The 23,116-nt window shown below is 49.7% G+C and carries 15 protein-coding genes; 5 read left to right on the top strand and 10 right to left on the bottom strand.

The window, feature by feature from the left end; all coding sequences use genetic code 11:
- Positions 1–7: 7 nt before the first annotated feature.
- The 6 genes from BP71_RS00215 to BP71_RS00190 form a co-directional block, all read right to left on the bottom strand.
- Positions 8–3,151: a SusC/RagA family TonB-linked outer membrane protein gene (locus tag BP71_RS00215; RefSeq protein WP_496375349.1), complete on the bottom strand. Its 3,144-nt coding sequence runs from the start codon at positions 3,149–3,151 to the stop codon at positions 8–10.
- Between the two features lie 371 nt (positions 3,152–3,522).
- Positions 3,523–5,769, bottom strand: a complete 2,247-nt coding sequence (locus tag BP71_RS00210) for an alpha-N-acetylglucosaminidase (protein WP_496375347.1) — start codon at positions 5,767–5,769, stop codon at positions 3,523–3,525.
- A 108-nt stretch (positions 5,770–5,877) separates the two neighbouring features.
- Positions 5,878–7,494 carry a RagB/SusD family nutrient uptake outer membrane protein gene (locus tag BP71_RS00205; protein WP_496375345.1) on the bottom strand — a complete coding sequence of 539 codons (1,617 nt, stop codon included), beginning with the start codon at positions 7,492–7,494 and terminating at the stop codon, positions 5,878–5,880.
- Between the two features lie 15 nt (positions 7,495–7,509).
- A complete protein-coding gene (locus tag BP71_RS00200; RefSeq protein WP_496375343.1) occupies positions 7,510–10,866 on the bottom strand; it encodes a TonB-dependent receptor in 3,357 nt (1,118 codons plus the stop codon).
- Between the two features lie 148 nt (positions 10,867–11,014).
- The gene (locus tag BP71_RS00195) at positions 11,015–12,202 is read right to left on the bottom strand and encodes a FecR domain-containing protein (RefSeq protein ID WP_496375341.1); all 1,188 of its coding nucleotides are present in this window, start codon (positions 12,200–12,202) and stop codon (positions 11,015–11,017) included.
- Positions 12,203–12,348: 146 nt separating this feature from the next.
- Complete coding sequence (locus tag BP71_RS00190; RefSeq protein ID WP_496375339.1) at positions 12,349–12,945, bottom strand: RNA polymerase sigma factor; 597 nt, start codon at positions 12,943–12,945, stop codon at positions 12,349–12,351.
- 584 nt (positions 12,946–13,529) lie between these two features.
- Between BP71_RS00190 and BP71_RS00185 the strand changes: the two genes are divergently transcribed.
- From BP71_RS00185 to BP71_RS00175, 3 genes are read left to right on the top strand one after another with little or no spacing between them, the layout of a single operon-like run.
- Positions 13,530–13,871, top strand: a complete 342-nt coding sequence (locus tag BP71_RS00185) for a type II toxin-antitoxin system RelE/ParE family toxin (RefSeq protein ID WP_342085588.1) — start codon at positions 13,530–13,532, stop codon at positions 13,869–13,871.
- A gap of 7 nt (positions 13,872–13,878) precedes the next feature.
- On the top strand, positions 13,879–14,199 hold the full coding sequence (locus BP71_RS00180; protein ID WP_496375336.1) for a helix-turn-helix domain-containing protein: 321 nt from the start codon (positions 13,879–13,881) through the stop codon (positions 14,197–14,199).
- A gap of 33 nt (positions 14,200–14,232) precedes the next feature.
- Positions 14,233–15,102, top strand: a complete 870-nt coding sequence (locus tag BP71_RS00175) for a HEPN domain-containing protein (protein WP_496375334.1) — start codon at positions 14,233–14,235, stop codon at positions 15,100–15,102.
- Positions 15,103–15,151: 49 nt separating this feature from the next.
- Here BP71_RS00175 and BP71_RS00170 read toward each other — a convergent pair whose 3' ends face one another.
- The 3 genes from BP71_RS00170 to BP71_RS00160 form a co-directional block, all read right to left on the bottom strand.
- Entirely contained in the window at positions 15,152–17,656 is a 2,505-nt protein-coding gene (locus BP71_RS00170; RefSeq protein WP_496375332.1) for a glycoside hydrolase family 95 protein, read from the bottom strand.
- Between the two features lie 673 nt (positions 17,657–18,329).
- Positions 18,330–19,319 (bottom strand): alpha/beta fold hydrolase, encoded by a 990-nt coding sequence (locus tag BP71_RS00165; protein WP_496375330.1) that lies wholly within the window; start codon positions 19,317–19,319, stop codon positions 18,330–18,332.
- Between the two features lie 83 nt (positions 19,320–19,402).
- Positions 19,403–19,573 (bottom strand): hypothetical protein, encoded by a 171-nt coding sequence (locus tag BP71_RS00160; protein ID WP_496375328.1) that lies wholly within the window; start codon positions 19,571–19,573, stop codon positions 19,403–19,405.
- A gap of 343 nt (positions 19,574–19,916) precedes the next feature.
- Between BP71_RS00160 and BP71_RS00155 the strand changes: the two genes are divergently transcribed.
- The gene (locus tag BP71_RS00155) at positions 19,917–20,468 is read left to right on the top strand and encodes a hypothetical protein (protein WP_496375326.1); all 552 of its coding nucleotides are present in this window, start codon (positions 19,917–19,919) and stop codon (positions 20,466–20,468) included.
- Positions 20,469–20,579: 111 nt separating this feature from the next.
- Here the strand turns inward: BP71_RS00155 and BP71_RS00150 are convergent, their stop codons facing one another.
- Positions 20,580–21,374 (bottom strand): penicillin-binding transpeptidase domain-containing protein, encoded by a 795-nt coding sequence (locus tag BP71_RS00150; RefSeq protein ID WP_496375324.1) that lies wholly within the window; start codon positions 21,372–21,374, stop codon positions 20,580–20,582.
- 264 nt (positions 21,375–21,638) lie between these two features.
- On the opposite strand from BP71_RS00150, the gene BP71_RS00145 reads away from it, so the two are divergent.
- A complete protein-coding gene (locus BP71_RS00145) occupies positions 21,639–23,063 on the top strand; it encodes an RNA polymerase sigma factor (RefSeq protein ID WP_496375322.1) in 1,425 nt (474 codons plus the stop codon).
- Positions 23,064–23,116: the final 53 nt, after the last annotated feature.

The raw sequence follows: 23,116 nt of genomic DNA, 5'->3' as shown, positions 1-23,116 counted from the left end.
TAGCTGGTTAAAATGTCAGATCAATGCCGAATGTGTTGGCTTTCATCACCGGATATGCGGTTTCGCGGTCGGTATAACCCATTTCAGGGTCTACGTGCTTGATCTTGCTGATCGTGAAAAGATTTTGAGCCGTGAAATAGATTCTCGCCGAGCTCATTTTCAATTTGCCCAATACCGATTTCGGGATAGTGTAGCCGATACTGGCGGTTTTGAGTCGCAGATAGCTGGAATTGACCCACCAGAAATCGGAATCCTTGGTATTATTGGCATACGGTGCAGGCGTCGATCTTGGATATTTGGCATCCTGGTTATCCGGCGTCCAGCGGTTGTCGAAGTACTCATAACCGGTATTACTGCCATTGTTTTCAAACGGCACGGTCAGGAACTGCCGCACGTTGATGCTCGATTTGCCGGAACCCTGAAAAAACAGCGTCACATCGAAGCCCTTCCAGTTCACGCTCGGCGTAAGCCCAACCGTGAGCGCAGGATAAACCGGGTTACCGATCACCGTCAGATCGTGGTTGTCGATGAGCCCGTCCGGTTTGCCGTCAGGCCCGCTCAGGTCGGTGTAACGAATGTCGCCCGGGTGCAATGCGCCGAACTGGGTGATATTGTAACCGTCCTTGGTGTCGATAATGCCGTCGCTGTTCGTGTCGTCCGCGCTCCCGAACAAGCCTGTCGATTTAAACCCGTAAGGTGTGCCGAACTGCCTTCCTACCCTTGTCCGGTTCGGATTTTTGGCCTCTGCGTCGGTCTGGAACACTTCCTGCATCCGGTTAATGGAGTAGCTGACGTTGGCGTTCAGTGAGAAATCAAGATCTTTCGAGACGCGTTTTCTCGTACCCACATTGATCTCGATACCGTCGGCATTCATTCTACCCTTGTTTTCCTCCGACAATGAGAGGCCGTATTCGACCGGTAATGTCACTTGCGGCGCCAGCAGCATTCCGCTGCGATTTTCGTGGAAATAGTCGAATTCCATGGTCAGCAACGAGTTCCACATGCTGAGGTCGAAACCAATGTCTGTTTTGGTGGAAATTTCCCATGTAATCCTGGAATTGGCCTCGCGCGGCACCCTCGACGCCTGCACGAGCGTACCGTTCCCGAATGCATAGGCGCCTCCGCGAAGGTCGTAACCCGACTGGTATTGAAACGGGCCACCCGCGAGCATCCCGGCTTTCCCCCACGAACCGCGAAGCTTCAATTCGTCTATAAACCGCATATTCTTCATGAAACCCTCTTCCGAAATCCGCCATGCGGCCGAGAATGCCGGGAAATAACCCCATCTTTTGCCCGGCGCGAAGTAGTAGTGGCCGTCGTAACGTCCGGCTGCTTCGAGGATGTATTTGTCTTTATACGTATAACCGAGGCGATAAACATACCCCAGCTCGCTGCCGGTAGAAGAGCTGCCCGAGTTGTCATAATCCAGCTTATCCGAGCTTCCGAAGCTGAGCTCATCGATACCGATGGCGAAGTTGTTGCGGCGCGTCGACATCATTTCGGCTTTGGTTTTGCGCACTTCCATCACCGCAAGGCCCGTTACGGCATGGTTGCCGAAGGTCCGGTTATAATTCAGGTAAGCCTGATAGGTAAAATTCGTCCGCTTCTGATTTTCCAGCCCCAACCATCTGAAAGGCCTTCCGCCGCCTTCCTGCAAGGAGATAGCCTGGGTGTAAGTGTAGGGTTTTTGTGATAGATCGATTTTATGGTAGACGAACGGAACGTGCCACAATTTCACGCTCTGCTCCCACGGATCGTAGCTAAATACCCCCTTGATGCTCAACCCTTTGGCCAGCTGCTGCTCCACAAATACGGTCCCCAGGAGGGTATTGCCGTTGTTTCTCCTGTATCCCGGCGACCGGAGCACACCTACCGGCGTGTTGGCCGAAGACTCTCCCCATTTGTCTCCTTCGGGGAAGATCAGACTTTGCGTCGGTAAAAATTTGTAAAAACTTCTGAAAAGGTGCCCCGAAGTGGTTTCATCGGCATCCACGTCCCTGGTATTCTCAATACTCCCCAGCAGCGACATCCCGACTTTGGTGGTCTTCGTCACGGACATATCCAGGTTCAGGTTATAGTTGTAACGCTTGTAGCTCACCGGATCGAATATCCCTTTCTGGTCAAAATAACCTACTCCGGCGTGATAGCTCACGTTTTCGGTCCCGCCGGTGAATGCTACATTGTGGTTTTGGAAGGGCACATTCTTATTGAACACTTCGAGGAAGTTGGAGCTTGGATATTTCCACGGGTCCTGGCGATGCAGGTTCTCGTAGTCGGCAACTATCGCGGGGTCGTTGGGCAGGCTGGTGCCACCCGGGGTCTGGTTCAGGTATGCTTCGTTTTGAAGGGCCATATAATCCTTCGCACTGAGCACGTCGGGCAGGTAAGTGGGGTTCTGGAAGCCGTAAGACGAACTGATCCGCACCTGAGGCTTACCTGTTTTTCCCCTTTTGGTGGTAATGAGAATAACGCCATTGGCCCCGCCTATCCCGTAAGGAGCTACGGCGGCGGCATCTTTCAGAATAGTGATGGTTTCGATACTCGCCGGGTCCACCTGGCGGATATTGTCCCGTCTAACCCCGTCCACGACTACCAGCGGCTTGTTGTTGCCTGTTGTAACAATGCCTCGGATGTGAATATCGGGATCGTCCTTACCAGGTTGCCCGCCGTTCGGACGCATGCTCACACCGGCGACGCGGCCCGCGAGGGACTGCGAAATATTGGGTGCCGGAACCTGGGCAATCGCATCACCTTTAATGCTGCTGATCGCTCCGGTCACCGTTGCTTTCTTCTGTGTGCCGTAGCCGACCACCACAATCTCTTCCAATGCCTTGGTATCCGGCGCCAGGACAATATCGATCTTAGTCGATGCTCCGACCTGCATCTCTTTGGCTACATATCCCACAAATGAGAATACCAGCACGTCCTGATCGTTGACCGCGTCCAGAAAGTAGACGCCGTTCACGTCCGTGGAAGTGCCCCGGGTTGTTCCTTTAATTGCCACATTGACCCCGGGTAGCTTTTGCCCGTTTTCGTCGGTGACCGTGCCTGTTACTTTCCTTTCTGCGCCCTTTTTCGCTGCGCGGACGGCGCCGTTAACATTGCCCGGAAGGCGCCCGGCAAGAGCGCCCAGCGGGTCTGCAATTATCATTAATTGTAAAAATGACAATTGTAAAAAAAGCCGTAGTTTTCTTCCCATAATGAATTAAGGTTATAGAATTTGTGAGCAGTTACTTATGACTATCAGCATAATTGAACACAAATATATATTGCCATAATCCAAAATGGATTTCAAAAATGTTACAGAAACAATAGCCTATGTTACATCGGGGAAAGTTATTTCAAATATTTCAGGGATTAGTGCCAACATTTTAAACCAGCGAATCTAGATGAGCAAAAATTTCACATCCGACGGCTGGATTCAATCCGCTTGTTGCCCGGGACTGCCACAGGGCGATTGATCCTGAACTAATGGTTCTTCGACAAAAGCTAGCAGCTTTTTCGGACGGGAACATGCTGCTCCTACTTTTGATAGGCTTCGTACATCTGCGTCCGATATTTTGCGTTGAGTTTAAAAACAACCTCGATGCTGTTGCCAGCAGGTTTCTCGGGATAGTCCTTTCGGGCATTCACCCATTGCCACTCCCACTGAGCGATCGATTTTTCGAAAGCCTCGTAATCGGGCGCAATGCCGGTTTGCATTGAGCGACTCAGCATTTCAAAGAACTTTTGCCAGCGAACCTTGTAAAAGTCGTTGAGCAAGCCGCTCCACTGCCGGTTCGAATATTCGTGCAACGGACTGCCGGCATCTCCCCAGAGCGTGATCAGGTCCCGGGCATTTCTTTCGTAAAGCGTTTTCTCAACGGTATCGTTTCCCCATTTTCGCGCGGAGGTAATCCAGGGGCCCAGCATAAAATCAGTACGCGTCCCCAGCAGCATATCCATATCCGAGATCAGTTCCAGAAATGCACGGCTATGTTTTTGGAAGGCCCGGCGGTCGCCGGCGCGGAATGCCTGCACCCATTGCTTCTGGACGACCAATGCATAATTGGCCAGCACCTGGCGGGAAACATCGGTCAGATCGTACAGGAAGCCGTCGGTATGCGGGCCTTTCGAGGCCGATTTAATGAAGAGATCCCAGGCCGGGAGCAGGTCGGCCGGCGGGTAATTCAACCTGGTGCGGGTCCATACGGTCGTCGAGTCGAGCGTAGGCCTTCCGGTAATGATCGACTCTGCCCCGTCGCGGATTTCTTTGCCGTTGTAGACGGTCATCCGCAGGATTTGCCATGCTTCTACCAGCTCAGCGTCGTGTTTTCCGTACCGGTTACGTGCGTATTTGGTCAACCATTCGTCGAGATCGATGGGCGTAGTGCGCCAGGTATGGTCCATCATCAGTTCATAAATCACCGGATTCTGCTCGATCGCCTCCATCGTCAGTCCGATGCCTTCCATACGCTTTTTGGCGGGATCGTTCCAGGCGGTTGCCGGGCCCTGGGCCACACCGTCCATCCGGCCAAAGAGGTTCACATTCCCCCCGAAGTTGTTGAGCATGTTCCAGATCCATGGTTTTCCGTAGAAGGCTTCCGTCCGTTTCCACACCGGCTCGATTTCGGCCGCCAGGTCCAGCAACAGCATCCGGTCGTTGGGCACGGCGTTCAGTAACGCCTCGATCTGTGGTGCTTTCCAGAACTTACGGTCGCTGTAAAAAAGCCAGCCCTGCATTACCCATACGGCATCGGGATCGGCCTGGCGCATTCCTTCGTAAATGCGTTCGCTGAGTTTGGAAAGGTAAGCGGGATCATCGGTAGGCGGCTCGTTTTCATTGAATGTATCGGCCGAATACAGGTGATCGGTACCGTAAAGCTCTTTCTGTTTATTCAAAAAACGCTTTCCGATCTCGGCAAACAGCGGATCCTGGGAATCCAGAATGTAGGTATCGCCGAATCCGTTGGTCCAGTTGGTGGCTTTTAACTGCGCACCGGGGTATTTTTTCCGGAAAGCCGCCGGGACATGTCCGGTAAATGCGGGCAGCACGGGTTTCATGCCCAGCTCCCGCTCGCGACGGACGATCTGCTGCTGCAAGGTCTTGTGGGTCTCCATCCAGCTCCGTGGCAACGGCCCGCCCCAGCCGTCGAGGTTCCCCATCCAGAACCAGCCAAAGTAGGCAGGCCCGCTGAAAAAGTCTTTCAGGTCATCCTCCGAAAAACCCATATCCTTGTACACTTGCAGCCACACGTATTCCTCGCCGGTAATGGCCAGCGGCATATTGATACCATGCAGGGCCATCCAGTCGATTTCCTTTTGCCAGCGGTCCCAGTCCCACCAGCTCATACTGTAATTGAATGTGCAATAGTTGAGGTTATAGCGGTATTGGTACACCGTTTCCTTCCGTATTTTGGCAGGCACGGCGGGCAGCTTCGCGGGCAATGCAAGGTTGGTACCATTCCAGGTAATCTGGCAATGGGCGTATTCGGTGAGGTAATGGTATAAGGCGGAGGCGATCGCGACACCGCTCGTGCCGCGCAGGACGATCCTGTTATCCATACTTTCTATTTCAAATTCGTCTTTGCCAGAAGCCGAATGCAGCTCCTCTACCTGAAAATGCGAAGCGTGCGTGGGGACTATTCTCTGTATCAGGGAGTTTGCAGAATTGACCACCGCCTGGGCGATGGAGGTCTTCGCGAGGACACTCAGCAAAAAGATAAGACAAAACAGGTTGACTCTTCTCAACCATCGAGGAGAAGAACCACCATTACGGAAATGATTCATTTTAAAATACGGAATGATTGGCCCTGTCGACAGCGAAATGCGGTGACCGGAACGATGTGAATGAAGGCATTCTCCGTACCCGAAATACAGATACGGAGAACGTTGTAATCAATAACCAGGATTCTGAACCAATGCAGGATTGAGTTGCAACGCCACCCTTGGTATCGGGAAGATGCGGTGGTTAATGTCTGAATCGGTTTTGTAGCCCCATTTGCCCTCAAACTTCCCGAAACGGATCATGTCGTTGCGGCGCCATCCCTCCGAGGCAAATTCACGCGCTCTTTCGGCATAGATAAATTCGAGGTTCACGCTCGTCAAAGCAGGCGAAGTGGTCCGTTGCGCCCTCAACTCATTCACGAGCGAAAGTGCGGTATGGCCTGATGTCGGACTTCCGCCGCGCAGTATCGCCTCCGCCTTCATCAGAATGATGTCCGAATATCTGAAAATGGGGATGTCATTGTTCTGGTTTCGGTTTAGCGAACTCGCATCCGGGTAGAATTTCATATTGCGGTAACCCATGTGCCAGGCAATTTCGTCGTTCCCCGCATCAAAGGACGTCACATCCTGGCGGAGTACCACCTCGGGCGTCAGTCTCACCTGATAAGTGTATGGACCCGACGGATTGTTCCCTTTGTAAAACTGGTCGTAGCCAATGTTGGTCGTAGTAACAGTCAGGGGTGTGACGCCGTCGTTCATATACTGCAAGCCGGTCAGCCATTGCTTGTTCCTGATATCGCCCTCATCATTGAAATTGGCATAAAACTCCGGCAGTGTACTTGCGCTCCCCGCAGGCGTGTACGGCAGACTGAACTTCTTGACCATGCTTCTCGGAATGTCGTATCGTGCGCGAATGTTGACGCTCCTGAATGGAAAAGTATTGGTTTGCGCCGGATCGTAAGGAATCGCGAAAATAAACTCCTTCATCTGCGGTCCGTTCGTCGGATAGAACATGTTCAAATAGCTGCTTCTGGGCTCCAACGCATACAATCCCGAACCGATCACTTTGTCGCAGGCGGCAATGCAATCGTTATACCGGTTTGTGCCGGTGTAGTACTCGGCGTTCAGGTACAATTTCGCCAGCAAGGCGTAGGCGGTCCATTTGTTGGGCCTTCCGTACGTAGTCGTGCCCGATACTTCGCTCAGATTCGGGATCGCTTCCAGGATTTCCTTTTCGATAAAATTAAAAACCTCTGTCCTCGGCGAATTGGTTTTGGGTGCAAAATCACCGTAAGTCGTGTAGATAGGCACATTTCCGAAACTATCCATCATCATGAAATAGGCGAATGCACGTACCATTTTGATCTCCGAAAGGTTCGTCTGTTTCGCTGCGCCGTCCGGCATTTTCTGTTCCAGAATGGAGATCGTCTGGTTGGAAACGCCAATAATGGTCGATAACCAGGTCCAGTGTCCGTTCACATAGCCGTTATCCACTGTCCAGGTGTGCAGGTGCAATGTCTGGTTTTGCCCGCCGTCATACCAGTTTCCTCCCCGCGCGGGCATAATGCCCTCATCGGTGCTGTACGACACGATCTGATATGCTTCCGCTCCGAAATTCCCTCTCAATGCCACATAAACCGGCCCGGAAGCGGAAACGAATTGTTCATCCGTGCTCGGGAAAACGTCGGTCGTCAGCGCGGTCGTGACCGGCACGTCCAGGTCGTGGCAGGAAAACAGGGTGGTTACCGCCAGCGTTGAGAAAAATAGTTTTATGTATGAATTCTTCATGATCCTGCTTCGATGTTAGATGGATATGTTCAGACCGAATAGAAACGTACGGGTCTTCGGATAGAAGTTGTTATAGTCAACTCCCGGAGCGATCCCGCCTTGGTTCACCTCCGGATCAACACCCGTGTATTTGGTGATGACAAACAAATTATTGACGGAAGTATAAACCCTCAGATTTTTGACAAATGGCCCCAGCTTCTTGAAATTGTAGCCGAGGGTAGCATTGTCGAGCCTCACAAAACTTCCGTTTTCGACGAAGCGCGACGAGTAAGCGTAAGCATTGAAATCACTCACCGGCTCATTGGCCGCATCCACGAGGATATTGGAATACTGGGCAGTGCTTGGCCTGAACAGGTCGGCGCGGGTCGCATTGAAGATTTTGTTCCCGAATACACCTCTTATAAATACGTTCAGATCAAAGTTTTTGTACCTCAGGCTGTTCGTCCAGCCCATCATCAACTTTGGCTGCGAGCTACCCAGGTAGTGATAGTCTTTTCCAACAACCGGCGTGGTCGTCAGGCTACCGTCTGCAGCCACGAATTGGGACACACCGCTTTCATTTTTTCCGGCGTACTGGAACGAGAAGAATTGTCCCAATGGACGGCCCGCTTTCAGGATCTGGAGTGACCTTCCCGACTGACCGCCGCCCTCGGGACGCGACAGCAATACGGAGTCGCCGCCCGCAAACAGGGGATTGGTAAGGCTGGTGATGACGTTTTTGTTGTGCGCAAGATTGATTCCGCTCGTCCAGCTGAAATTGGCCTTGTCCACCACTTTTGCGCTAAGGTTAAACTCAACTCCTTTGTTATTCACGCTTCCGCCATTCGCTACAATACTTCCCGATGGCACCAGGATCGGATCCACTGTATAGGAATAAATCATCCCCGTGGTGTTCTTCTCATACACTTCAAGCGAGCCATTTACCCGGTTTCCCAGTACAGCAAAGTCGAGACCGACATTGGTTGTGGCCGTTTTCTCCCATTTCAGGTCGGCGTTCTCCGACTTCGTCGGACCATAAGCACCAGTGAGCGAACCATTATAGTAGTAGGTACCCAAAGCTCCGGAGATAAATTGTGCCGTGTAGGCATTGAATCCGGTTGCATTGCCGGTAACGCCATAGCTGGCCCTCAGTTTTAGGTCGCTGAATACATTCTGGCTTTCCATGAAACTTTCCTGGCTTATTCTCCACGCGGCGCCTACCGATGGGAAATATCCCCACTGATTATTGGCGCCGAACACAGAGCTGCCATCTCTTCTGACCGACCCTTGCAGCAAATACTTGCTTTTGTAGTTATAGTTAAATCTGGCAAAATCGGAAATCAGCTGCGTTTCCTGATAAACCCCATCCGGCCCAAAGCTGATCTGGTAGCCTGTCGTGCCGTACGGATTGCTCAAAGCCAGGTTATTGTAGGTAATGTTATCGACCGGGAAATTGCTGGTAGTCACCTGAAAGCCCTGGCCAACCTTATTGTTCTGCCACGAGTAGCCCACTACCGCATTGATGGAATGATCACCGAATTCCTTGTTCCAGGTCAGGTAAGTTTCCAGGATTTTGCTGGTATTCTGATACGAACCTCTGTTTGCCTGCCCATTTTTACCGAATGATTGAACAGCATGGAAACCCAGGCCCGGATCGGGATTGTCGTACATGTTGTTGTAATTATTCGTAAAATATTTATTGTAGTAAGTGCCTTGCAAAGAGTTGGTATTCAGGTACGAAATGTCCAGATTGTAAGTTAGCCCGAAAGGCAGCTCTACCTGCGTTTTGAAACTTCCGATGAGATTGTTCGATTTCGTATTCATCTCACTGTTATTGATCATCGCCACCGGATTGTAATAGTTGGTATTCTGAAAATTTTCAAAGTAGGAACCGTCCTCTTTTCTGATCGGTGAAACAGGCAGGTAAGATGTGGATTGCAGCAACACGGTGTTACGATAAGGAATGTCGTTCGCATTGCTATGCGAGTTCGTGACCGAGAAGCCAAATTTCAATTTGTCCTTCAAGGCACGCTGCTCAATCGACAGGCGGCCGATTACACGGGTCAGGTCACTGTTGAGCAGGATACCGTCTTTCTTCACGTAATTCAAACTCGCGGCGTAAGTCGTGTGCTCGCCGCCGCCATTGAAAGACAGGTTGTGATTGGTGGAAACCGCCGTACTTTTCCGGATAGACGATTGCCAGTCTGTATTGGCCCCTTTGTCATCCGCCGGCGTAAAGCCAATGCCGTTTTTGTCCAGAAAAGCTCTCAGCTGGTCCGCGTTCATCATGTCAAGTTTGTTCGAAACCTTCTCGATACCCACATAACCGTTATAGGAAATCTGCATCGTCCCCGCTTTTCCTTTTTTGGTGGTGACCATGATGACACCATTGGCAGCACGGTTACCATAAATGGCCGTTGCAGCCGCATCTTTCAACACATCGATAGAAGCGATATCATCTGGCGCTATGGTAGCAATATCGGCCCCGGGCACGCCGTCGATCACGTAAAACGGCCCCTGCGCACTGTTAATCGTGGACGCGCCGCGCATCACTACCGCTGCTGGCTTATTCGGGTCACCGCTGGCCGTGATGTTAAGTCCCGACACTTTCCCTTGAAGTAACTGTCCCACATCGGTAATGGCACCGTTATTGAGCTCCTCTCTTTTGACCGTACTGACCGCACTCGTCAGATTTTTCCGCGACTGCTGGCCGTACCCAACCACCGCCACCTCATTCAATGTCGTATTACTTTCTGTTAATGAAACCGAAATGTTGGTTTGCTTGCCGACCAGGACTTCCTTGGATTCAAACCCGATGTAGGAAAAAACGAGTACATCCGTATCCGACACATCGATCGAAAAATTCCCGTCGGCATCCGTCACAGTACCGAGCTTGCTGGCCTTTACAACGACGGTCACGCCTACGAGCGGCTTTCCGTCCGAGCCCACTACCTGCCCCTTGATTATTTGCACGGCTTTGGGGGGCGGAGTTGCTATCTTAAATCGCTTTTTGGCCTGCAAAACCACCGTTTTGTCCACGATCGAATATTCCAGCGGTTGGTTCGCCAGGCATTGGGCCAGTACTTCTTCGAGCGAGCTTTCCCGCATGGAAACCGTCACCTTTTCCGACTTCCGGATCAGCTCGGTCTTATACCAGAACGAGTAGCCGCTCTGTTTTTCAATCTCCTTCAAAACCTTTTCCAGCGGCGCATTCTTCGCCAGAATGGTAATCTTCTGCGAAAAGCTGCTGGCGCTTACCTGCATGCAGCATGCGAGCGAAATCATAAAGATCAGTTTCATAATCCGGATGGCCCTGATAAAGGGAGAGCAGGGAGGTCCTTCATGGGCATACGAGGACCCTATCCCCTTTTGGATAAAAGAGTTGTGGTTCATACTTTTGTCTTGAGAGTTGGTACTAAACAGTAGGACAATTGTTTACAAGTGCCGGGCTCTTACCAGATCGGGAGCGGTTGCAACGTTCCCGTTCTTTTTTACCAGAGGCCGGCGGAGGAAGTCGCTATTCGGTCATAGGCAGAGGGGGTTATGGTGTTACAATAATGGTTTTATCTTCAATTCTGAATTTCACTCCGCTCAGCGAGAGGATTTTCATTACACTGGATACATTCGAGTTTCGCGTGAGCCGGCCTGTGAAGTTCTCGCCCCGGCTGTTGCCCTCGTACCTAACTTCCACGTCATACCAGCGCGAAACCTGCCTCATAATACTTTCCAAGCTCTCATCTTCAAACTGGAAATAGCCATTCTTCCATGAAAGCTCCTTTTCCGTATTCACATCATCCACTACGCGCACGCTACCCGTGGCCGCGCTGATCCGCGCCTGCTGGCCAGGCGCGAGCAATGCTTCCATTGCGCCGCGTGTTATTTTCACAGCGCCTTCGAGCAATGTCGTCCGCATGATCTTCTCGTCGTCATAAGCCATTACGTTGAAGTGCGTCCCGAGCACGGTGATCTCCGTCGCCCCGTTTTTCACGACGAAAGGCATTTGCCTGTTATGCGCCACTTCGAAATACACTTCGCCGGTGATCTCCACATTTCGTTGCTTGCCGGTGAATGCCGTCGGGAAGCGCAGGCTCGAAGCCGCATTGAGCCACACGCCGGTCCCATCGGGCAATACGATATGAAACTGGCCGCCTTTGGGGGTCGTCACGGTATTGAGCACCGGGGCGCTTTCGGTATCATGGCCGGATTTGTACACCAGCTGTCCTTTCCCCGACTGAGTCACGCTTGTTCCGCCCTGGCTGGCGAGCAGTCCGTTACCGGCGCTGTCGAGGGCAATGCTCGATCCGTCGCCGAGGATGAGAATAGCCTTGTTACCACCGGGCGGGATGTCGGCCAGTTGCACCTTCACCACTTTCTCCTGCTGCGCCATTTCGCGGCTGCCGCGGTAGCTGGCCCACCAATACACACCAAAACCGATCACCAATGCTGCGGCGACCAGTTTCGGCCACAGCCAGGCAATGCCACCGCTTCGCTCCTCCTCTTCCTCCCCAACTGTTTTGGCAGGAAAAATGTTGGCCATAATGCGATCCGACATGGCTTCGGGCATCGGCTGCTCAGGCTCGAACCGCTCCCAGGCAAGTTCGAGCGCCCCGGCAAAGCGCTCATCGCCGGGATTGAGTCGTACCGATTCGGCCAGTTCCTGCTTCTCCGGCACGTCCAGCGTTCCGTCGATCAGTTTTCCTATTAAAATTTCGATCCGTTCGTCAAGCATAAAATATCTTCATTCCGGTTAATACCATTATTTAATTTGGCTATCCGGATATCTTTTCGAGCCAATAGCAAACGATTCTACCCGATTGCCAAATGAAAGACAACCGGCGAACACCGAGGGACTAGTCAGTGTGAAAAATTTTGGGATTATTTTTTCAAAGAGAGCAGCATCGCCGCCACAAGCAGCGAATCGGCATGGCGACGGAGTTGGGTACGGATGGTCGCCATAGCCTGAACAATGTGATTTTTGACCGTATTCGGGGAAATTTTGAGCAAGTCGGCGATTTCTTCGTGGCTTTTTCCCTCCTCCCGGCTAAGGCGGTAAACCGCCCTTTGCTGCGGAGGCAAGGTCTCTACCACCGATAGCAACACCTCCTCAACCTCTCTGGCCGCGAGCATTTCCTGCGTATTGTTGTTGCCGGGCTCGCCGTCCCTGAACATTTCCGATACAATGGCTGTTTCGTGTGCCATTCGCTTGAAATGGTTCAGCACGTGGTTTCTGGACATGCGGAAAAGGTAGCTGCCGAAATTGTCGATCGAAGCCAGCGAGCCGTGATCTGTCCATAGTTTCATGAAAACATCCTGAACAATATCCTCGGCCAGCATTTCGGAGCTGGTGAGGCGGAGGGTGTAGCCGTAAAGTTTGCTTTTGTAGCGGTGAAAAAGCGCAACAAAAGCGGCCTGACTACCCTGTGAAGCAGAGAGTACCAGGTATTTGTCGCTATCCGAATAAGCCTCGCTCAAATCTCAAACAGAACTAATAATCAATAAGTAACCAGTCAGCAATATATTGTTTGGAAAATTACAAAAATTTAACTAAAAATTTGTTTGGTATGTTAGGCTGCCGAAGAAAAAAGATGATGTCGCCGACTAATGGGGTTAGCGTCAATGCAACCATCCTTCGGCTGCGCTCAGGATGACAGGAGCGCCTGTGCTAGTGTCTATTTGTGCTATAATATACTTTAAATCAATATCTTAACACCGTCACACTGAGTGGACGGGGCCGCCCGGCGGTCGAAGTGCTTGCGATACCGCTACCATCCTTAGGCTGCGCTGGACGGGAATTTTAAGTGGGTGTGACGTATTGAGGATTGGCCATGGGTAACGTTGATTCGCTGAAATATACAGTTTGAAAAATACTTCTATCCATTGATACGTACGGCATTCAAATCATGCTACTGTCCTCCATTTGAGGCACTAACTTAGAAGCAGCTTAGAACAGGACGAAGATTACCTCCCACACACGCATGAAAACCTCCCTCTATCAAAATTTACGGCAACAAATTGTTTCCCGATCGGGAAATTTATACCTTTAACTGAATTTGCGGATGAAGCCAAACTACGAAATACAATTATTGCCGGAAGCTGTCGAGTTTTTAGAGGCTCTTGACGATAAAACGAGAGAGAAGATCTATTATAATATCAGAAAATCTCAATCTGTAAATGACAACGAGCTTTTCAAAAAACTTAACGACTTCATTTGGGAATTCAGGACGCTATACAATAGCAAGGCATATCGACTTTTTTCATTTTGGGACAAAATTGATGGTAAGGAAACGTTGGTTGTGGCGACACATGGTATTCTAAAAAAGACGCAGAAGACGCCGCCAAAAGAGATTAAGAAAGCTGAGGAAATCAGGAGACAGTATTTGGACAACAAAGCAAAATGAAATAGTTATGGATAATAAATTTAAAACCGTTTCGCTTGATACAATGATTGACAAGCACATCGGAGAACGTGGAACAGAAAGACGGGAGGCTTTTGAAAACGAGCTGAGGATTGACTTGCTGGGCCACGCAATAAAACAAGTAAGACAAGAGCGCAATCTAACCCAGGAGCAATTAGGAGAACTTGTAGGCGTGCAAAAAGCCCAAATTTCTAAAATTGAGAATAGTGTAAAAAATGCAAGGTTGGAAACGATTCTTAAAGTATTTGATGCATTAGGGGCAAAAGTGAATTTTAATGTAGAACTCAATCCTAAAAAATTGGCTTCCTGACGATCACCTCCCATACCAACCTCCCACACACACATGAAAACCTCCCTCTCCCACCTCCCAAAATCCAAACAAGACCAACTAAAAATTCTAACCCAAATCATCCTGGACAAAGTCCCGGCTGAAATGGTCATCCTTTTCGGCAGTTATGCACGTGGGGAATGGGTTGAGGATTATCAGGAGAAATATGAGTACGTGAGTGATTTTGACATTCTCGTCATTACCAAAGACAGGATTTCCGCCAAACGGGATAAAAAATGGCGGGAACTAGACAAGGAACTGGCTGGAAGTAAAGACATTACGAGAACCAGCATTATCCAGCACAGCATCGGCTTCGTAAACGACAAGATTGAAGGGAATAACTACTTTTTTGCGGATATTTTGAAGGAGGGAATTCTGCTTTTTGATTCTGAAAATTTTAAGTTATCCGAGCCGAAAAGCATGAACCCGGAGGAAAGGCAGAAAAAAGCCAAAGGGCATTTTGAGAATTGGTTTACCTCCGCAAGCCATTTTTTAGAGGGGTTTGAAATGTACTTCCAGAAAGGAGAGGATAACTTAACATATTATAAAGAGGCTGCCTTTTTGTTGCATCAAACCACTGAAAGGTTGTATACCTCCATCCTCCTTGTTTTCACCGATTACAAACCAAAAATTCACGATATTGAGGAGTTAGGAAATCAAATCGTAAAACTCCATCCCGACTTCGCGACCGTTTTTCCAAGAAGTACGCCCGACGAAGAGCGACTGTTTCAACTTCTAAGAAAAGCGTACATAGACGCGAGATATGAAATGCATTACAAAATCGAAAAAGCAGAACTGGAATACCTGAGCGAGCGCGTGAAACTGCTGAAAGAACTCACCGAACGCATTTGCAACAAACGCATTGCGCAATTCACGAAAGAATGAAGCCAAAACCGATTCTTGGCTTCACTCTCAGATCGCCTGCGTAGTTGTGTTAAATCGGACGAACGATTACTACGGCACCTTTTTTAATGCTCACCGTGGTAACATAGCCATTTCCCGTCTTCTTACTTTTCGCTTGCATACCTGCGACGGTGATGGGTACGCTTGTGCGTAGCTGGCAGGGCTGTCCGTTTAATGATTTGATCCGGGCCTGTTTCAATTTTCCGTCCTTCCAGTCGATATCGAGCTCAAATCCGGACCTGGCCCTTAATCCGGTCACATTTCCTTCATTCCACGCCGCAGGAAGTGCTGGTAAGATCGAGAGCTCGGATAAATGGCTCTGGACGAGCATTTCGGCCATCCCGGCGGTGCCGGCAAAATTTCCGTCGATCTGGAACGGCGGATGTGCGTCGAAGAAGTTGGGATAGGTCCCTCCGCCCGAATTGCCTTTGGAGTTATCGGTGTATCGCATGAGCTGGCGGATCAGCTTGTAAGCGTGATCGCCGTCCAGTAACCGCGCCCAGAAATTGATTTTCCAGCCTTTGCTCCATCCGGTGCCTGCGTCGCCGCGCACTTCCAGCGTCTTTTTGGCGGCCTCGAAAAACTCCGGCGTTTCGGTGGAAATCCGGCGGCCCGGGTGCAATGCAAACAAGTGCGAGACGTGCCGGTGCAGCGTGTCGGTCTCCTCAAAGTCTTTATACCACTCCTGTAACCTGCCCCTTTTATCGATTTTTAGCGGATACAGCTTTTTGCGTTTTTCAATCAGCAGGTTCCTGAATTCGGTGTCCGTCCCAAGCACCTGGGCGGCATCGATGAGGTTAGAAAAAAGGTCGTGGACGATGGAAATATCCATGGTAGTAGCAACGGAAACCGCTGCCTCCCCGCCTTTGGGATCTTTGAAAAGATTCTCCGGGGAAGTGGAAGGGGCCGTTACCAGATAGCCGTCGGTGTCCTCTACTAGCCAGTCGAGCGTGAAAATCGCGGCCTGCTTCATGACCGGATAGGCTTTGTTTTTGAGAAAATCCTTGTCTTGCGTAAACCGGTAATGCTCCCACAGGTGCTGACAAAGCCAGTCGGCGCCCATAAACCAGTTGGCCCAAACCGGGTCGCCGTCGCCCACATTACCTACCGGGTTCGACTGGCCCCAAATGTCCGAATTATGGTGCGCTACCCAGCCTTTTGCCCCATAAAACTCCTTCGCCGTCGTTGCACCCGTTTTGGAAAGGTCCTGAATCCAGGAAAGCAGCGGTTGGTGCATTTCCGACAGGTTGGTTACCTCGGCAGGCCAGTAATTCATCTGCGTGTTGATGTTAATCGTGTAGTTGGAGCTCCACGGTGGCCGCATTTCCTTGTTCCAGATTCCCTGAAGGTTGGCAGGAGGCCCGGCCGGGACGCCGGATAGCGCCGGCCGCGAGGAAGAAATCAGCAAATACCGGCCGAACTGGAAGTAAAGCCTTTCCAAACCAGGGTCATATGCGCCTTTCGAATAGGATTTCAAACGTTCGTCGGATGGTAAAAGCGTATTTTGATTGACACCCAGCGTGTCTTTTATATTGAAACTGACGCGGTCAAAAAACGACTTAAAATCCTTCAAATGATCCGTTTTAAGCTGATTATAGCTCTTGGCCACGGCCTTTTGCATAAAACCGGCAGCGAGCGCTTTCTCGTCTTTGCCGCCGCTGTCGGGACATTTATCGAAACCATTGAAACTGGTCGCAGCGGAAAGGTAGATAATCACCTCGGAGGCCCCGTTTACCTGAATGCCGGAAGCCGATACAGTCATCTCCCCACCTTTGTTCACTGCCTTGATCCTGAACTGGAACCGCATGCCGTTACAGCCGGTCGTATCTTCATACACGATCGGCTGACGGCCCGGCGGATTGTAGTAATTCGGATCCACATGCGCAGGCGCTTTCCCGCTCACGATCAGCTCTTTGCCATCGGAAACAGCTGTTTGGTAGCGCAGCTTGCTGCTTGCCGACACCTGAAAGTTGAGCTGCCCGGCCTTGCTGGCGGACAAGCGAATGGCCAGGATATTGTCGGGGGCCGAAGCGAGAATTTCCCGCTTATACGCGACGCCGTTCACGGTAAAAACCGTATTGGCCAGTGCATTGCCGATGTGAAGATCACGGTAATAGCGTTCAGGTTTGGCGCCCTTGAAGTCCTGCGTGATTTTCAAGTCACCCATCGGCATATACGATTCGGTGTACAAACCCTGCATTTTTTTCAGCAACGCATTGGCGAGCTGGTAGTCCTGGTTTTCAAGCAACGCTTTGCGAACCTGAGGGAGGTAGGAAGCCGAGCCAGGGTTGACATTCGTTTTGACAGGTCCGCCCGACCACAGCGTGCTTTCGTTGAGCTGGATCAGCTCCTCTTCCACCCCACCAAAAATCATGGCGCCTATATGCCCGTTCCCGACCGGCAATGCTTCTATCCATTCTTTGGCTGGCTGGGCGTACCAGAGTTTCAGCGAATCAGCTTTTTGAGCAAAACCTGCCGGAATGCACCAACCCGAAATAACCATCGGGAGTATTATTCTTTTAAGCGCGATTTTCATCGGTTTACGTGATCTTTTGTTTAAAAAGTCCGGAAATCGGGCGCGCTACCGCGCCCTGTAAAAGGTGACCAACTTAACACAATGGTTTCTGTATATAAAGCGCCCGGGCGATAATGCCAATTTTCCTTAATCAACTGCTAAGAAATGACAATGCCGACCCAAGCTGGCGGCTGCCCTGCACGGCTTGCCGCGACCTGGCGAATGTGGCTTGACAAACGGCTGGCATTGGGGCTGGCACCTGTTCAAACTTTTTGTAAAAGCGGGCTAAACCGCTCAGGCCAACGTTTTACTTATTCAAAAATCTCTTTATAGATCTGCTCAATGGCAGAAAATTCTTCTTCATAAAGTTTTGGAAAGTTACTCTTTCTCCGGTTCGGAAATGTTCTTTTGTTTTGATATGAAAAAATGATCATCTGATTAAGGTTTTTGTCAGGCATATCAATCCGGTTTTGAACCGTCCTTTTTAAGTCGTCATACCTTTGAAGAAAAATCAGCTCGTCAGACATATCCCCGGACGTAGCCTCACTGATTAGTTTTGACAAGCAACATGGTTAAACAGGCTGTAACAGATATAGAATATCAACTTTTTGCTGTAAAACAATTAAATATAGCAGATCCGGCTAGTGGCCATTGAAAGCGCATCGTGAAAAAACCACTGCCCGGGCGGGAGGCGTTATTTAACCCAGCCGGCCACTTCCAGAATCGCATCTGCGAATGCCTTTGGTGCTTCCTGAGGTAAATTATGGCCTACCCCACCGGTGATGGTGTGATGTGCATACCGGGCTTTAAACCGATTTGCATAGGTGCTGGGATCCGGGTGCGGTGCGCCGTTGGCATCTCCTTCAAGCGTGATCGAAGGCACTTTAATATCAGGCATTGCCGCCAGCTTCGTTTCAAGTTCATCGTATTTGGCTTCACCTTTTGTCAGGCCAAGTCGCCAGCGGTAGTTGTCGATGACGATTTTCACGTGATCCGGGTTTTTAAAAGAGGCGGCGGAACGGTTATAGGTCTCCTCACTGAATTGCCAGGTTGGCGAGGCAGTCTGCCAAATCAATTTGTTGAACTCTGCCGTATTGGCCTGGTAACCAGCCAGTCCCCGGTCGGTCGCAAAATAGAATTGGTACCACCACGACAGTTCGGCTTTCGGGTCCAAAGGCTTGATATTGCCTTGCTGGCTACCAATCAGGTATCCACTCACCGATACGAGCCCTTTGACCCTCTCCGGCCATTGCGCCGCCATAATGTTTGCCGTGCGCGCCCCCCAGTCGAAACCGCCCACGACAGCACTCTCAATTTTCAAGGCATCCATGAATGCGATCATATCCACCGCCAGTGCTGATTGCTGCCCGTTGCGGGGCGTTGCGGAAGACAGAAATTGCGTACTGCCGTAACCGCGAAGGTACGGAATGAGTACTCTGAAGCCCTTTGCTGCCAATATTTCCGACACTTCCTTGTAACTATAAATGTCATAGGGCCAGCCGTGAATCAGCAGGACGGGCTTGCCGTCGGCCGGGCCCGCTTCAACATAGCCCACATTCAGCACGCCGGCCTCAATATGTTTGATACGCCCGAATGGATCCTCCACGTGGTTTATTTTTGTGACGATACCTGTTGTTTTCTCCAATGGTTTCGCTGCTGCGGATGATGGGTCGATAAACTGCATGACGATAAATATAAAGGCTATAACTCGTGTTAGGTTGCGTTTGAAATTCAAATGAGTTCCCATTGTTTTTATGATTTTTGATTTTATAAATGATCTTCCTTACCCTGCGGCTGCCCGTTTTTCTTTCTTGTCTGAACTATCATCATGCCACAGCTTTGGAAATCCCGTTCCAACCGGGCCGTGGCAATCGAAAGTACCGAGGCCATCATCATCAGGCCAGTTTTGATGTTGCCGAATAGTAGTTTAATTTTCATGAGCTCCAAGATCTGTTGCGATTTGATGGCTCAAAACTACCGCCCCGAACCTTGGGGTTATAGCAGAAATAGCTTCAAGTGGGCAAATAAGGGGTTGATCTGGACAAGCTGCATTGTCGTCCCGTCCAACCCGGAGGATTGACATCAGGAGTTGTCGAAATACAAAATCTCATTCGTCTAATTGGAGAAGTCCAGAAAATGGACTCTTCGAATGAAGAGGTGAACCAAATTATTTTTACTTTCACTGCCAATGTGAGTTGAACAATGGAATTATGAATGCAACATCGTTCAATCCCTGCACTATTAAACAGCTAAACTGATATCATAAACTAAGGTAGCCGCCATGAAAAACATCATCATTCTCTCGATTTTCTTTGCGCTAACATCCGGCTGTAAGGACAAAGACCCAATCCAAAGCGTGAAAATAAACCACGAATCTTTCTTTGACACATCTTTGGTTTCAACAGATTGGCTCGTTGATAGCGTCAAATTAGCCAGAATGGATACGCTCGCGTCAGTTTCAACGGATATGAAGGCGGTGTTTGTCTACGCAGATAAGTCACCCGTAAATTTGGCAGACTTCTCGAAATTTGATTTGAAACTTAAGAAAGACGGATCATTCGTCCAAACTGATACCGACGGCTCAAAATCCTCGGGCAAATGGCATCTCATCGACAGTGAAACGACCCTTAGACTGGAAAATTCAGATACCCAACTTATTGAACATTATAACATTTCAAAGCTCGATAGCGCATCATTCGGCTTCAATGTAGAGATTCCCAAAGACCGCGTATTTGAAAGCCTGCATAAAACCTGGCAGTCCAGATTAATGGGTGTCTACGGCCCTATGGTCTCGAATCACCCGTTGATCGTTATGTTCAGGATGCGTCGCTAAACCACGCCAACTCTTTTAAAGGACCGCCCAAACGACCTGACCTACTCCATTTAGCTCACTTTCTTTATTTGTCGGTGCAAGCGGGTATTCCGTCACAGGTATAGGTGATTTTTACAGTACACCCATTTCCGCCAGCAGTTGTCGGGTTATGGTTTTTCGGCAGCTGCCGAAATTTGGATTCGGTGTAGCGCGCTTTTTACTTACGCGCGTAGCAAAAAAGAATGCGTTGTTCTTTTTCTCGACGTATCCAACCCACCAACCCAGATCCTGATCGTTTGCTCTTGTCCAGCCCGTTTTTGCCAGAAGCGTATGATCTTCTGTTTTCTCGTTGATCATCACGCTCTTCAGGATGTCCACATTCCTTTTAGAAAACGGGGTTTTGCCTTCAAATACTTTCACAAGAAATTCCACCTGATTTTTAGGTGATATTCCAAACGGACCAAAGTTCCAGAAGTCGTCCCCTGGTTCGGAAAGATTTCCGTTTCCATAGCCAGCGCGTTTCAGGTATTCGCTGTATTTTTTCCTGTCTATCTTTTTAGCCATTTCAATGAAGGCCCAACCGGCCGAAACTTCAAATGCCTCTTTGACCGATATATCTTTATAAATTTCCGGTCGGTATCCGTATAGCGTCGTATCGGTCTTCCCAGGCCATTTGATGATCGCCTGTTCATCGGGGATAGTTCCGGCTTCAAGAGCAATCAATAAATTAATAACTTTAAAAGTTGAGGCTGGCAATGTTTGTTTTTCGGAATCTTTTGGATCGCTGAAAATCCATTTTTTATTCTTGTAGTCATAGATGGTGATGCTGCCTTCCAGATTACATTCTTTAAACGGTGCATCCAGATTTTGCGCGACAACCGGCCAATGCGCAATCAGTAACAGAACTGCGGTCGTTATTTTTATCATGTTTTGTACACTTTCAATTTTTCCAGGAAAATTCCGGGACTGTAAGCTGATCATGGATTAAATGGTAGTTACCGGGCTATTTTTTCAACCGTTCGTTGCCATAACACTTCAAACGGACTTTCTAATACAAGAATTGTGATTGCTAAATAAAAGCATTGCACCGATATACCGCAAAATCCGAGGCCCCAAGAGAATTATTTATATTAACTGCAACCATTTGAAAAAAACGCATCATTGAAAGGCACAATTTCAATCATGTATAACATGTCGGACAGTTTTTGGGAGGTCACTTACAGACAAAACATCGCTAAAATGATCGGCGTTTGTTGTCGGTATACGCAAAACCGGCAGACAGCCGAGGACCTGGCACATGACGCGTTTCTGGTTGCGATCCATAAAGTTTCCAGTTTTGAAAACAAAGGGCCTTTTGAGGCATGGCTGAGGCGGATCGCCGTCAATGTGGCCTTGCAATACCTGCGGGAGCAAAAGAGGCAAGAAAAATGGGAGGAATCCCATGCTTACCTGACCATTGCCGATGAGCTTCAGGAGGAAAACCCGGTCGGCGACGAGCACGGCTTTTCCGAGGCGGAGCTATTGGAGGTGATAGGTTATTTGCCCCGGCATCACAGGCTGGTATTTAATCTCTATGTCGTCGACAATTTTACGCACGCTCAAATCGCTGCCCGGCTCGGTATCAGCGAAGGGACGTCGAAGTCGCATTTGGCACGGGCCCGAAAAAAGATCCGGGAACTTCTCGATCAGAAACTCAGGAAGAACAGGGGGCGCAAAAGAGGTTTGATCTGGTTGATGGTCTCCTTTCCAATCCGCAATATCGATCACCTGGTTGCGGGAAAGCTGCGTAGCCTTGCCATTCAACCCCAAACGAAGCATTCTCTTAATTTTAGTGCGTCCGATACTCCTGTTCCGAATTTCAAACCTTCCGGTATTTCCTATACGACTTATCTAAAAACCGGGGTTATGACCATCGCTACCGCTGCGTTCCTGACGGGTGGCTCTGAAATGCGTGCCCCTGGCGACAGCAAAGATATGATTCCGGTAAATTACCCGACAGCCGGTGCAACGCACATCAGAGTTCCCGGTTTCAATTCAGGAAAGGAAATGACCGACAGCCTTTTATTTTCCGACCCCAACCCTGCCACCATTTCTGAAAATCCCATCATAGTTGAAAAAACTAAAAATTCAGAATCGATGAAAAATCTAAGCACTTTGGGAGGGTTACTGGTGGCAAGTCTGGCTTTGGACACGGCTGGTTTATCGACAGAGTTACCGAATGTATTTAAAAACCACCAGGTAATGATCAGTCGCATCGCGGAACCCGCAACAAAGCCGGAAAACGACAGGCCGGTTCGCGAACGGAATTCCGATTTGCCGTCAGGCTCATTCTACGCGTCGAAACTTTTTTGGTCGGGGGACGACGGTAAATTGTATTTTTTGGGAGATCAGGTTAAGGTGAACGTTACCAGAAACAAGTTTACCGGCAGCGGCAAATTCACATTTCTGAATAAGGTAAATTATCTGGTTGTCGATGGTGTACCGGTGAAACAAAACGAGACCGTCACGCTCCTGGAGAAAAAATACAATCTGGTCAGTTTGAATGAATCTGACGGGATCAGGAAGTATGGCGAAAACGGAAAATCCGGGGTTGTGGAAATCAGTTTGGCCGATTAATTTAAATCGGGGCGTCGCGGTTCATCAAAGACACCCCGATGGGGATGTTACTT

The organism is Dyadobacter ginsengisoli DSM 21015, from assembly GCF_059568735.1.
Note: the sequence above shows the minus strand (reverse complement) of the source record. Positions and strands in the feature narration are given on the sequence as shown.